Origin of the sequence: Devosia sp. (genome assembly GCF_028290625.1) — a bacterium.
In the GTDB taxonomy this organism is placed as follows: domain Bacteria; phylum Pseudomonadota; class Alphaproteobacteria; order Rhizobiales; family Devosiaceae; genus Devosia.
In genome coordinates this window covers 106292-118872 of sequence record NZ_JAQGJM010000001.1, presented here as the reverse complement: position 1 = coordinate 118872, position 12581 = coordinate 106292, and the positions used below count along the sequence as shown (strand labels likewise).

Genomic DNA, 12581 nt, shown 5'->3' with positions numbered 1-12581 from the left:
GGCGTCAGGCCTCCTGCCCGGTACGGACGCGCGGGTCGAGCAGCACGTAGACGGTGTCCACCACGAAGTTGGCGACCAGCACCGATAGGGTGATGATGAGGAACAGCGCCTGCATCAGCGGGTAATCCACCGAACTCACGGCGCGCATCAGCGAATAGCCCAGGCCCGGATAGGTGAAGACGATCTCGGTGAGCAATTGACCGGAGAACACCCCACCGATGGCGGCGCCGAGCGCGGTGACATTGGGCAATAGCGCAGTGCGCACAGCGTGGGAGAACAGCACGCGGCGGGGCTTCAGGCCCTTGGCCTCGGCCAGGGTCAGGTAGTCCTCGCTGAGCACGCCAATCATGGCATTGCGCATGTTGAGCGTCCACGGGCCGAGCGACACCAGCACGATGGTGAAGGCCGGAGCGATCAGGTGGAAAAGGACATCGCCAATGCCATTGAGGGTGAATGGCGGCGGGTTGACGCTCGAATAGGCATTACCCATCGGGAACCACTGCAGCTTGAAGCAGAACAGGTAGAACAGCAGCAAGGCGAGAAAGAAGTAGGGGAACGAGCCGAGAAACAGCAGCACCGGCGGCGCCAGCTTGTCGAACAGTCCACCGCGCCGCCAGGCGGCGAGTGCGCCCAGCGCCGATCCCAAGACGAAACTCAGGAGGACTGAGGTCAGCCCGAGCAGGATCGACCAGCCGAAGCCGGCCGAGATGATGGCGGTCACCGGCGCCGGGAAGTTGGATAGCGAGCGGCCGAAATCGCCATGCAGGATATTCCCGAGGTAGGTGACGTACTGGCTCCACAGCGGCTCGTTGGTGAGGCCATAGGCGGCCTTCAGCGCGTTCAGCGAAGCTTCGTTGAGCGTGGTCGAATAGGTGGCCACGATGGTCGATGCCGGATCGCCCGGGGTGAGGCGCGGCAGGAAGAAGTTGACGGTGATGGCGACGAAAGCCGCCAGCAGGTAAAACGCCAATCGCTTCGCAATGTAGAGCATCACTTGGCCTCCGGGAGGTGGAGCCCCCGCTTGCGGGAGCCCCGAGGGCTTCAGGTCAGGGTCGGGTTATTCGGCGCGCCGCTCGAGGTGTGGCCAGACCAGCAGCGGACCATTGGTCATCTGCAGGCTGAGCGGCGCGTACTGGTCCTGCTCGGTGGGGAACCCGGTGAAGCGGCGCGTGTTGTAGAGACCCCAATCGGGCTGCTCGTAGAGCGGGATGGCCGGCGCCGCCGCCGAGAACATGGCTTCGAGCTCGGCGATGATGGACTTCTGCTCGGTCGCATCGGTGGAGGCGGCGAACTTGGCCAGCAGCTCATCGGCCTTTGGATCGCCATAGCGCTGCTGGTTGTTCGGCGAGGGCGTGCCTACGGGCTTGACCGAAGTGGTGGCCATGTTGTTGCGATAGAACTCGAACGGGGTGGCGGTGCGCTGCGCGCTGCCGAGCGAGAGCTGGAACTGGCCGGTGAAGGTCGAATTGGTCCAGCTATCGGCCGTGGTCGTGCGCAGGGTGACGTCGATGCCGATGTCCTTGAGGTTTTCCGCAACGATCTGGCTGGCCGAGACCCAATCGTTCCAGCCCGAGGGTACGATGATGTCGTACTTCATCGACGCGCCGTCCTTGCCCACGCGGATGCCGTCGCCGCCCTTGGCGTAGCCGGCGTCGTCGAGCATCTTGTTGGCGGCATCGGGATCGATGTTGATCCAGCTGGCGCCCTCCTCGACGACTTTGGGGTCGATCCAGTCCTTGAACGGACCTTCGGGCAGGCCCGTCGCATTGGCGGGCACGGACTTGCCCCAGACGCCAGTATTGATCATGCGCTGACGATCGAGCGCCAGGCTCATGGCCTTGCGAACCACCGGGTCGGCGAGCGCGCCGACCGTGGTATTGGCCTGCAGCATCACGACCGATGTGCGCGGCCACCAATAGCCGAAATGCTCGGGGTCGAGTGCCACGAACGTGGTGTCGGGATCGGGCACCAGCCCGCCCCAGTCGAGGTTGCCCGACAGCGTCGCGGCGCTGACCTGGTCGTTGCCGTTGAAGCCCTGGATGAACACGCCCTCGATGTTCAGCTTCTGCCAGTAGTTCGGGTTTTTCGTCACCTGGTAGCGATCGGTACCGAAAGCATCGATAGTGGTAAAGGGCCCGGTAGCGACCGGATCGGGGTTTTCGAAGGTCACCGGGTCGGTCACGTCCTTCCAGACATGCTGGGGGACGATGAACTGGTCGACGAGCGAATAGAGGCCGGGCGTATAGGTGGTCGAGAAGGTGAATTTCACCGTCTTGGCATCAACCGCCTCCACGCTCGCCAGATACTGATCGAACGCGCCGGACGCAGGGCCGATCAGCCCGGGATTGGCCTTCATCAGGTTAAAGGTGAAAACGACATCATCGGCGCTGAACGGTTGGCCGTCCGACCATTTGACGTCATCGCGCAGGGTGACGGTCAGGCTCAGCGCATCAGCCGACCATTCGAAGCCGGTGGCAAGCCAGGGGTCGAGCTTGCCGGTGGCGTAGTTCTGGATCATCAGCGGCTCGTACATGGTGCGGGTGCTGACCCAGCGGGCCGTCGGCGAGAACGGATTGAAGGTGCGCGTAAAACTGTTGCCGCCTTCGGCAACGACGCGCACGAGTTGGTCGAGCGGCACCTCGGCCAAAGCCGGGGCAGTGACTGCGAAGGCCGAAACGGTGGCCAGCGCACCCAAAGCAACGGCGCGCAGGCTTGTGTGCAAACGTCCAAACCAGCCCGATAAGGGCTTCTTAGGCAGGGGGTCGATGTGCATATCTGTCTCCGGGGAAAGGCTGCTTCATCATCAGGGGTGGTCCAATCTCCTCACGGGAGGCCGCGTGCAGCGCTGCCTCCCGTGAACACACGTTCCCGAGCATGCTCGAGCGCGAGTTCTACGGCTCCCGCCCGCACGGCATTGCTGCTGACGGCGGTCGGGACAATCTGTGGAATGGCGATGGGGAGGCGGCGCAGCACATCGGTTACGCTGTCGCAAAGTGGTTTGCCGCCGGCGCGGCCGACACCGCCGCCCAGGACGACCATTTCCGGGTCGAGGATGCCAATGGCACCAGTCAGCGCCGCCGCCACGCGATAGCCCAGTTCGGCGAAGAACGCTCCGTGCCGGTCACCCAGTGCAGCGCGCCGGATGGCATCGATGCCATCCTCGCCCTTGAGGCCGTGCCGGTTCACCAGCGCTTCGATCGCCCCGATATTGAGCAGGTCTTCGACCAGCGCCATCTGGACCGTCTCACCCGGTTTGGCGAAACGATCTGGCACCATGGCGCCACCTAGCTCGCCCGCCGTACCGGTCGAGCCGTGGATCAGGCGCCCGCCGATCACCGCACCGGCGCCGACGCCGTCGCTGATCCAGAGCAGGATGAAAGACTGCACCGAGACCGCCGCGCCGTAGGCCATCTCCTCGATGGCGACGAGGTTCACGTCATTTTCGATGATCACATGGCGGTGGCCCAACACCCCCTGCAGCGCTTCGGGGATATGATAACCCTCCCAATTGGGAAGCTGCTGACCTCGCCGCAGATTGCCGGCGCTGATATCGACAATGCCCGGCAGGCCGACCACCAACTGGTCAATGTCCTTGATGGCGATGCCGGCTTCCCGCGTCACCCGGTCGAGCACCGTGGTGAGGCGTTCGTGCGCGTCGTAACGCTCGCCGGGGCTGCCCGCGTGCTGGAAGCTGCCGATAACGTTGCCGGCGATATCGGAGATCGCCGCGTCGATGCCATGAGTGCCGACGTCTATGCCGGCGACATAGGAGGCTTCCTGATGCAGCGTCCACAGGCCCGCCTTGGGGCCATAAGTGCCGGCCTTTTCGCCATCGCGGCGGATGAGGTTGACGGCCTCGAGACGGCGCAGCAGGTCGGACATCGTGGGCTTGGACAGGCCCGTGAAGGCCTCCAGCTCCATGCGGGTCAGCGCGCCCTCCGAGAGGAGGCGCTGGAGCACCGCTTTCTCGTTGAGGTTGCGGAGCAACCTGGGACTACCGGCAAGAATTTGCATCGCCACCTGACCGTCTGGTAACTTTCCTTACAGTAAGGAAGACCATCCAAGGCCTCTTGTCAAGCGACTGTCACATGACCGAGAGAATGATGCGCACTTCGCCTCTTTCGCCGTTTTCGTCCGGGTATCACGCGCTGCCCGTCACGGTCTTTTCATCCTTGCCGTCCTCCTGGCGGCTGAGCTCAAAAGTGCTGCACGAGGCATTGTCCACGCGTCCGGTGATCGCCTGCTTGTCGTCGGACAGCACGCCGTCCGTGCCCACGGTCGCGTATCCGGACGGTCGGGTGATCCACTCTCCTGCATCCAGGCGGACATTCGCGGCTTCGATGCCGACCGTGACCTGGTAGGCACCGGACGGAATATTGGGATTGTCCTGATGGGGCCCGAACTCGATAGTCCCGTACCCCGTGGCGTCCACCGTCAGCGTGAACGCGGTCTGGCCCTGGGCGCAGGTGTAATATCCCGACCATTCGCCGGAGACTTCGTCGGCCCGCACGGCAACGGAAGCGAGCGAACAACCCAGGGCCAATCCGAGGAGACAACCTCGCGCCAGACACGAATGGAGCATGGTGGCTCGGCCTCCCAGATGTCTTCCAGATCGTGGTGACGCGAATAAGCCTGGACCGTGGCGCCGAGGCCGAGCATAGCCTAAACAGGCTAGATACGACGGAGCCTGCAGGCGTGATCCAGGTATGGCAGTCGGGAGAGAGAGGCATAGGGCATCTCCTCAACACTGCAGGTCCCGGATAGCCGCATGGGTCCACGAACGGTGCTGCCCGGCGCGTGGCAAGGCCAAAGCCCTGCCCGACCGTTGTGAACAGCATTGCCGAGACTGACGCGGCAATCAAGGGCAGGAGGATTTGTGCCGGAGCACGGTCAGTCGTCGTCCCGTGTGGCGAGGATGTCGAGGTTGACATCGACTTCGAACGCCACCCACTGGTCGCTCGCCCAAGGCCCCTGGCCGACACCGAAATCGGTCCGCACTAGTGTGACCTGGCCGGTGACATGGGCTGTTGGGCCGTCGATCTGAAGCGTGAAAGGCAGGGTCAGCGGCTTCGTCACGCCCCTGAGTGCCAGGGTGCCGACCGCCTCATAGTCGCTCGTGCCCGTCTTGCGGATGGCGGTCGTCTCGAACGTCGCCTGCGGAAATTCGGCGATATCGAACCAATCCTTGCCGGGCAGCGCCGTATCGCGCTGGGTGTCCTCTGTGACGACGCTCCCGAGATCAACGGTGACGGCAATATGTGAAGCGTCAAGGTGGTCGGGATCGAACATGATCTCCGTGTCATAACGGTTGAATTTTCCCGCGAATTTCGTGCCGATCTGCGTGCCGGAGAAGCCGAGCTGACTCTTCGCCGGATCGAGCGTCCAACCAGCGACGTCGGCCGCTGAGACGGACGAGGCAGAGGGGCCGATCAGGAAGGCCGCGAGGATCGGCGCGAGCGACCAATTGCGTAACGCCTTCGTCATTTCGATTCCTCCAATTGGGTGGACTCGGGCGCCGACCTACGGCGAGCAACTAGCGACGGAAGCATCCCGAGCAGCACATCGTCCTTGACGATAAAATGGTGGCGCAGCGCCGCCGCTGCATGGAGACCGACAAGAGCGATCAGCGCATAGGCGCCGTAGGCGTGCATCAGCTTCAGGACCGCCTCGACTGGCGCCTTGTCGGCGAGCGTTGACAGAAATGGCAGGTCCGGCCAGCTAATAACGCCATAAAGCACGGTCGGGATGTTGAATACCGAACTCGATACCAGCGCCCAGCCAGTGAGCGGTAAGCCAAACAGAAACAGGTAGAGCAGCAGATGGCCGCCTTTCGCTGCGGCCCGCTCAAGCGGAGGCATCGTCTCCGGCAGGGGCGGTGGGCGGTGCGTCAGCCGCCAGACGAGCCGAAACACAGCAGCCAGCAGCAAGGTGATGCCTATCGACTTGTGGAGCTGATAGAGCTGAAACAGCTGCGGCGGGTCCAGCTTCGCATGCACCATCACCCACCCCATGACCGCGAGCAGACCGATACCCAATGCCATCACCCAGTGCAGGATGATGGCAACCATGGTGTAGCGGACCGAAGAACGATCGATCGGCATGATCTTAGGACCCGAGAACGAAGGAGCCTGCGATGGTCAACGTGACCTCGTCGCCCACGGCCGGCAGGAATTGCGTAATGTTGAAATCGCTGCGCTTGATCTCGCCGGTCGCCTCGAAGCCGACGGTGTATAGCTTGAGCCACGGGTCGTCGCCGGAGCCGATAAGCCGCGCGTTCAACGTAACCGGCTTGGTGACGCCGTGTAGCTCGAGGTTGCCGACGATGGTCGCTGTGTTGCTGCCGGTCATGGTGACAGTGGTCGAAACGAAGGTCGCCGTCGGGAACTTGGCGGTGTCGAACCACTGGTCGCTCTTAAGCTGATCGTCGAGGACCGACACCGTGGTCAGGAGCGACTGAACGGGAAACGAGACATCCAGCTTGGCAATTCCGATTTTTTCCGGGTCGAGGGTAAGAGTCCCGGAGACCCCTGAAAAGAAGCCCGACAGGTCCGTGAAGCCCAGGTGCGAAATCGAGAAGCCGATCTGCGTGTGGTAGGGCTCCACCTTATAGTCGCCGGCCCTGACCGCGTTCGGATCTTTCGTGGCGATTTCTTGCGCCATGGCTTGCGGGGCCAAGGCGGAGAGGGCGAGCAGCGCGGTCATGGCGCCGGCGGCAAGAAAACGTGTCGTCACGGATAACTCCATCAGTTGGGTTGATGCGGTCGGCTCGATCAGAGGGGCCGAGCGATGCTCAAGGCGTGCAGTTTTTCGCGGTGGGGGCCACATTTGCGGCTCCCACAGTTTCGACTCGCCGGCCTATTGCAGGCTGGCGCCCCAGCTCAAGCGGCGAGCAATGCGATCTCGGCCTTCGCCTTGGCAATTGCGGCAGCCTTGGACTCGTCGCCGAGATTGAGACCTTCGGCCCGTACGATGGTCACATCAGTCAGGCCAATGAAGCCGAGCACGCCCTTGAGGTAGGTCTCGTGGTGTTCGAGGAGGGCGGTCGGGCTGTCGCCGGTGTAGACGCCCCCTCGCGTTGAAGCGATGAAGACCTTCTTGCCCTTCGGCAACAGCCCCTCGGCACCGTTCGCGCCGTATTGGAAGGTCCGGCCCGCAACGCAGACCCGATCGATCCAGGCCTTAAGCTGCGACGGGACCGAGAAATTGTACATTGGCGCACCGATGACGATGGTGTCGGCGGCGAAAAGTTCGTCAATATAGGCGCCACCGGCGGCGAGATCTGCGCCGAGCGCCGGATCGGTCACCGCGCCGCCCTGGAAGACCGCCATATGCCGATCAGACAGATGCAGGGCGTCATCGACCACCAGGTCGCGATAGATAATTTTGGACCCCGGATGCAACGTCTGTTGCCGCGCGACGATGTCCGCGGAAAGCGATCGGCTGACGGAATAACCGCCGAGAATACTGGAATCGATGTGCAGGATCGTCATGGGAACGGCCTCCGGTTCACGCTTGGACGGCGTGGATGCTTTGTGGGACAGAAAGTTTTTGAGTGAGAGAAACATGGCTCTTTCTATCTCACGCCCATTACCCCCTGAATATCCGTGATATTTCGACGGTATCCATCGCCAGCACAGATGGATCATCAGGCGGACCAACAGCCACGGGGGCCATGGCGACTGCCCACAATGGCGCCCGCAGCGACTGCCGGTCCAATCCGGCGGGTAGGGGATGGCGCTCAGTATCCCAGGGATCAAACTCCTCACACGCTTGGTATGAAGCGGCATTTCCGCTATATCTCGATCCTTACCATCGGAATGGTCGATGGATTAGGACGTGTGATGCTGGACGGCGTCTCTCTCGATCAGCTCAGGACCTTCATCGCCTCCGTTGATGAGGGCAGCTTCTCGGCTGCCGCTCGCAAGCTGGGCCGCGCGCAATCGGTCGTGAGCGATTTGGTGAGCGGACTCGAGGCCCAGATCGGGGTGCAACTGTTCGACCGTTCAGGACGCTATCCGAAGCTAACGCCGGCGGGAGTCGTTCTGATCGCCGACGCGCGGGGCATCGTCGACGGCGTCGATTTCATGAAAGCGCGAGCGAAGGGTATGGCCTCTGGCCTTGAGGCCCAACTGTCCGTCGTCGTGGACGTCTTCGTCCCGATCGAGGCCGTCACTGCGGCGGCCAAGGAGTTTCAGGAGCATTTTCCCAGAACGCCGCTCCAGCTATTCGTCGAGGCATTGGGTAGCGTCTACCAGCCCGTTCTTGCGGGAACTGCCAGCCTCGGTGTGGTCGGGCCACTGCCGATCATGCCGGCGTCGTTCACGGCGGAGCGGCTGCCCAGTATTGCCCTCATTATGGTTGCAGCGCGGGACCATCCGCTGGCGTCGTTCAAGGGAAGTATCCCGAAATCGGAACTGGCCAAGCATGTGCAACTCGTACTGACCGATAGGTCCAATTTGTCAGCGGGCCGCGAGATCGGAGTGATGTCTCCCTCGACCTGGCGCCTCGCCGACCTCTTTGCCAAGCATGCCTTTCTTCTCAACGGATTGGGTTGGGGCGGCATGCCGCTCCATTCTGTCCAAGGCGATATCGGCGAAGGACGGCTGGTGGAGTTGTCGATCGAGGACGTTCCGGCAGGTGGCCTCATTCTGCCCATGTCCGCGGTCTATCCGACATCCGCGCCGCCGGGCCCTGCTGGCCGCTGGTTCATCGAACGACTGAAGCAATGTCCGGCCAGGTAGGTGGCTGCGGGTCGGACGATGGCAGACGCCTGCTATGCAGTGAGCTTTTCCCGCGCAACTCGGTGGTGAGCTGAGGCGGAAACGATTGTGAAAGTGGGGTGTCCTGGACCTGGCGCTCGGAGTGGAGTGTCCACCGGGTGGCAAGGTCGCCCCAATTACCCATCAGCCCTCTTGGCTAAGGCCTTTGCGACCCTGCGATGTTCGAGATCTCATACCCGAGGGGGTTGGGTTGCTGAAGCAACATCAGGATCGCCAGCCAGGTGATCCGGCCGATGCGATGGCACCGCGGCGCCCAGCACGCCAAGGCCAAAATGCAGAACGTCGAACTGACGGCCCGGGGAGCTGTCGGTCGCATCGAAAGTGAGAGCAAAGGACGAACGTTGCGACGTTCGTGGAGAATCAGCGCGAGCCAAGTGCCCTGGCGACAGACACCTTGGAGACCTTGCTCGACTCTACGCAGGATCCAGACGGTCTGCGGCTCGGACGGCGCTTGGTTCGGTGATCAGGCGCGCCGGTAGGCGGCGCCGGACGGGGAGCAACTCGAAGTCGAAACGTTGCTTCACGAGCCCCCAGAGTCCCTGCGGCGCGACGATCATAACCGTCACCGCGATACCGCCGAAAATAATGAGCGACCATTCCTGGAAGCCGAAGAGAAACTGTCGCAACAAGAAAAACACGGCCGTGCCGATGATTGGCCCCTCAAGCGTGCCGACCCCGCCGATGACGACGATGAATATGACGTAGGCAGTCCAGTTCAACGAAAACGCGGCGTCCGGCGACACACTCAGCAGGTTCGCATAGATCAGCGCCCCGAGCGCCCCGGTAAATCCGCTGGCAACGACGTAGACAAAACGCTTGGTTCGCAGGACCTTGATGCCGACGCCGCTCGCCCCTGGCTCGGAGTCGCGGATCGCGGTGAGCGCGAGGCCGGTCTTTGAACGGAGCGCAAAATAGATCGCCGCCAAGCCTCCGGCCGCCAGCAGCAAGCAAACGATATAGGTCAGGTTCTCTCGCATGAAACGGTCGTAGTTCATGAGCGAGCGGACCGACCGGCCCTTCGCCCCCCCAAGCCAATCGATGTTGGCGGTGACGGCCAAACGGAGTACCTCTGCCAGAACCCAGGTCCCGACGGCAAAATAGGCGCCTCGCAAGCGGAACAGCAGTAAGGTCGAGGGCCAGGCCAAAGCGGCGACGACCAGGCCGGCCAGCGGAATGGCCAGGAACGGGTTGATGCCGAGATCCTCTGCCAACACGACCAGCGCGTAGGCACCGATGCCCAACCAACCCTGCTGTCCGATGGACAGCATGCCGCCATATCCCGCCATGAGGTTCCAAGCTTGCGCTAGTGCAAGCAGATAGATGAACTCGACGATTGTACGCTTCAGATAGCCGGAGCCCCAAGCTGGAACCGAAACCAAGAAGGCGATACTCACTGCGAGCAGCACCAGACCGATCCAATGTGAGCGCAGTCGGTAGGTCATGGATTGATCTCAGGTTCTGTCGATGGTTTCAGGGAAAAGGCCCGACGGGCGAACGGCAAGGACCAGAAGCGTGGCCACATGCCCTGCGAGCTGGAACCAGGCTGGATTTACCGCGCCGCCCAATGCCTGGGCGATGCCCAGGATGAGTCCCCCTGCGAGAACGCCCTTCAGCGACCCCATGCCGCCGATGATCACCACCTCGAATGCGAAGATGAGACGGGCCGGCCCATCAAGGGGAGAGAAATTCGTGCGCGCACCCATGAAGACGGCCGATACCGCAATGACCGCGAACGCGATACCCATGGCGAGGGCATACATCTGGCGCGAGCTTACACCCATCAGTTCGACGGTCGTTGGGTCGTCCGATGTCGCACGGAAGGCCCGACCCATCATCGTGCATCGGAAAAACAGATGCAGCAGATAGAGCACCAGGACCGCCGTCGCCAGATTGATCAGCGGCAGAACGCCGATGGCAAAATCCCCCGACAGGGGCAGGCTCATGGTCGCCAGCGATCCGATCGGCAGAGAGGCGCGGTCGGCAGAAAAGGAAAGCAGCATGGCATTTTGCAGGATGACGGAGAGCCCGAAGGTCATGATCACCGACGGCATTACACCTTGCTGCAGAGTTCTGTTGAGCAGGGCATGCTGCAAGACTTGGCCTACCAGGAACATTGCCGGAATCAGGACGACGAGCGAGATGAACGGCGGCAGCCCGAGAAATCGCGTGATCAACAGCGACATGAAGGACCCGAACACGATCATGTCGCCATGCGCGAGGTTGACCGTGCGCATGATGCCGAAAGTCAGGGCAAGCCCGGTGCCAAAAAGCGTATAGAGCCCGCCCAACAGAATGCCGTTAATGATCGTGTAGATGATTGTCATACTGACGCACCGAAGTAAGCGGTCATCATTTCCTGATCGCCGAGTGCAGAAGGCACTCCTCGCAGGCTCACGCGTCCCTCGAGCAGGAAGCAGACATGTTGCGCCACGGTGAATGCCCGTGAGAGGTCTTGTTCGACCAGAAGGACTGTCGCGCCCTGAGCGGTGATGTCCCCCATCGCGCGATAAATCTGCTCGACAACGATCGGCGCCAGACCGAGCGATATCTCATCCATCAAGATCAGCTCCGGATTGCTCATCAGCGCGCGGCCGATCGCGACCATCTGTTGCTCGCCGCCTGAAAGATCCAGGCCGGCATTGTGCCGTCGCTTCACCAGTTCGGGAAACAGTTCATAGACACGCTGGAGTGTCCAATGGCCCTTGCGGCCGCGATAGCCGCCCAGCACAAGATTGTCTTCGACAGACAGGCTCGGAAATATGCGACGTCCCTCTGGCACGAGAGCGATGCCCAAGGCATTCAGCTCGTATGCCGGCTGGTTTTGTATGCTGCTCCCATTCATCGCGACCTTGCCGCCGGTGACGGGCAACGCCCCGCAAATCGCGCGCAGCAAAGTGGACTTGCCGGCGCCGTTGGCGCCGACGATTGCCAGCACGTCGCCACTTGCAACCTCGAGGGAGACCCCCTTGAGCGCATGGAAGAGCCCATAGTGGGCGTGAATGTCCTCGACTTCCAGAACTGCCACTACGCCATCCCCACAGTCGCGATCTTGTCGCCGAAATATGCCTGCTTGAACGCCGGGCCGTTGATAACCTCGTCCGGCGTCCCGTCGGCAATCAGGTTGCCCAAATCCATCGCAACGACGCGTGAGACCACCGAAAGCAGCGCGTGTACGATATGCTCGATCCAGACGACCGCCACGCCGCTCTCGTTGATGTCACGCACCAGCGCCACAAGGTCCTTGACCTCGAAGTCGGAAAGCCCGCCGGCGATTTCATCCAACAACAACAGCTTGGGGGCACAGGCCAGGGCCCGAGCGAGTTCCAGCCGCTTTCTGCCCATAAGCGGCAGTGCATCGGCCAGTTGCCCGTGCCGATCCAGCAGCCCCGTCCGCTGAAGGCAGCTGTAGGCTACCTCCTCAGCGGCCGCCAGATCGTGGTGGCCGCCATGGCAGGCCGCTGTGAGAACGTTCTCCCACACCGTCATGCCCACGAATGGCTGCGGGACCTGGCTGGTACGGCTTATGCCGATGCCGCAACGATCTTCACTGCGAAGCGCATCGATCTTCCGACCGTCGAAGTGAATGCTCCCCGCTGAGAGGGATACCGTCCCAGCGACGAGCTTCATTAGTGTCGTCTTCCCCGCACCGTTGGGGCCAAGAACGCCCACGGCCTCACCAGCAGCGACGTCAAAGCTAATATTGTTGACGACCTGAAGCGCGCCGTATCGACGGCCAATCGCGCGCAATGAAAGAAGTGACACGATGCTGCCCCCATGCTGGCTGCGCTGACGCCTGTCTAG

Annotated in this window: 13 protein-coding genes; 1 reads left to right on the top strand and 12 read right to left on the bottom strand. The window is 62.2% G+C overall.

The genetic code is table 11. The annotated features are described in order from the left end of the window. Nucleotides 1-4: 4 nt before the first annotated feature. The 8 genes from JWR51_RS00515 to JWR51_RS00480 all read right to left on the bottom strand — a co-directional run bounded on the left by JWR51_RS00515 (nt 5) and on the right by JWR51_RS00480 (nt 7490). Nucleotides 5-991: an ABC transporter permease gene (locus JWR51_RS00515; RefSeq protein ID WP_299742150.1), complete on the bottom strand. Its 987-nt coding sequence runs from the start codon at nt 989-991 to the stop codon at nt 5-7. A gap of 66 nt (nt 992-1057) precedes the next feature. After that, nucleotides 1058-2773, bottom strand: coding sequence for an ABC transporter substrate-binding protein (locus JWR51_RS00510; protein ID WP_299742148.1), 1716 nt, complete (start codon nt 2771-2773; stop codon nt 1058-1060). A 50-nt stretch (nt 2774-2823) separates the two neighbouring features. After that, on the bottom strand, nt 2824-3960 hold the full coding sequence (locus JWR51_RS00505) for an ROK family transcriptional regulator (protein ID WP_299742146.1): 1137 nt from the start codon (nt 3958-3960) through the stop codon (nt 2824-2826). 181 nt (nt 3961-4141) lie between these two features. Continuing rightward, on the bottom strand, nt 4142-4582 hold the full coding sequence (locus JWR51_RS00500; protein WP_299742144.1) for a hypothetical protein: 441 nt from the start codon (nt 4580-4582) through the stop codon (nt 4142-4144). A gap of 308 nt (nt 4583-4890) precedes the next feature. Next, nucleotides 4891-5484: a YceI family protein gene (locus tag JWR51_RS00495; protein WP_299742142.1), complete on the bottom strand. Its 594-nt coding sequence runs from the start codon at nt 5482-5484 to the stop codon at nt 4891-4893. Further along, nucleotides 5481-6101 carry a cytochrome b gene (locus tag JWR51_RS00490; protein WP_299742140.1) on the bottom strand — a complete coding sequence of 207 codons (621 nt, stop codon included), beginning with the start codon at nt 6099-6101 and terminating at the stop codon, nt 5481-5483. The genes JWR51_RS00495 and JWR51_RS00490 overlap by 4 nt, the downstream gene beginning before the upstream one ends. Nucleotides 6102-6105: 4 nt before the next feature. Beyond that, nucleotides 6106-6825 carry a YceI family protein gene (locus JWR51_RS00485; protein WP_299742138.1) on the bottom strand — a complete coding sequence of 240 codons (720 nt, stop codon included), beginning with the start codon at nt 6823-6825 and terminating at the stop codon, nt 6106-6108. A 53-nt stretch (nt 6826-6878) separates the two neighbouring features. Then, on the bottom strand, nt 6879-7490 hold the full coding sequence (locus tag JWR51_RS00480) for an NAD(P)H-dependent oxidoreductase (RefSeq protein ID WP_299742136.1): 612 nt from the start codon (nt 7488-7490) through the stop codon (nt 6879-6881). Between the two features lie 351 nt (nt 7491-7841). Between JWR51_RS00480 and JWR51_RS00475 the strand changes: the two genes are divergently transcribed. Next, nucleotides 7842-8741 carry a LysR family transcriptional regulator gene (locus tag JWR51_RS00475; protein WP_299742564.1) on the top strand — a complete coding sequence of 300 codons (900 nt, stop codon included), beginning with the start codon at nt 7842-7844 and terminating at the stop codon, nt 8739-8741. Between the two features lie 452 nt (nt 8742-9193). On the opposite strand, the gene JWR51_RS00470 is transcribed toward JWR51_RS00475, so the two are convergent. Genes JWR51_RS00470 through JWR51_RS00455 form a run of 4 tightly spaced genes read right to left on the bottom strand, consistent with a single transcriptional unit; the run spans nt 9194 to nt 12542 of the window. Beyond that, nucleotides 9194-10222 carry a branched-chain amino acid ABC transporter permease gene (locus JWR51_RS00470; RefSeq protein WP_299742134.1) on the bottom strand — a complete coding sequence of 343 codons (1029 nt, stop codon included), beginning with the start codon at nt 10220-10222 and terminating at the stop codon, nt 9194-9196. 9 nt (nt 10223-10231) lie between these two features. After that, the gene (locus JWR51_RS00465) at nt 10232-11104 is read right to left on the bottom strand and encodes a branched-chain amino acid ABC transporter permease (RefSeq protein ID WP_299742133.1); all 873 of its coding nucleotides are present in this window, start codon (nt 11102-11104) and stop codon (nt 10232-10234) included. Then, nucleotides 11101-11805, bottom strand: a complete 705-nt coding sequence (locus JWR51_RS00460) for an ABC transporter ATP-binding protein (RefSeq protein WP_299742130.1) — start codon at nt 11803-11805, stop codon at nt 11101-11103. The genes JWR51_RS00465 and JWR51_RS00460 overlap by 4 nt, the downstream gene beginning before the upstream one ends. Beyond that, nucleotides 11805-12542, bottom strand: a complete 738-nt coding sequence (locus JWR51_RS00455; protein WP_299742127.1) for an ATP-binding cassette domain-containing protein — start codon at nt 12540-12542, stop codon at nt 11805-11807. The genes JWR51_RS00460 and JWR51_RS00455 overlap by 1 nt, the downstream gene beginning before the upstream one ends. Nucleotides 12543-12581 lie beyond the last annotated feature (39 nt).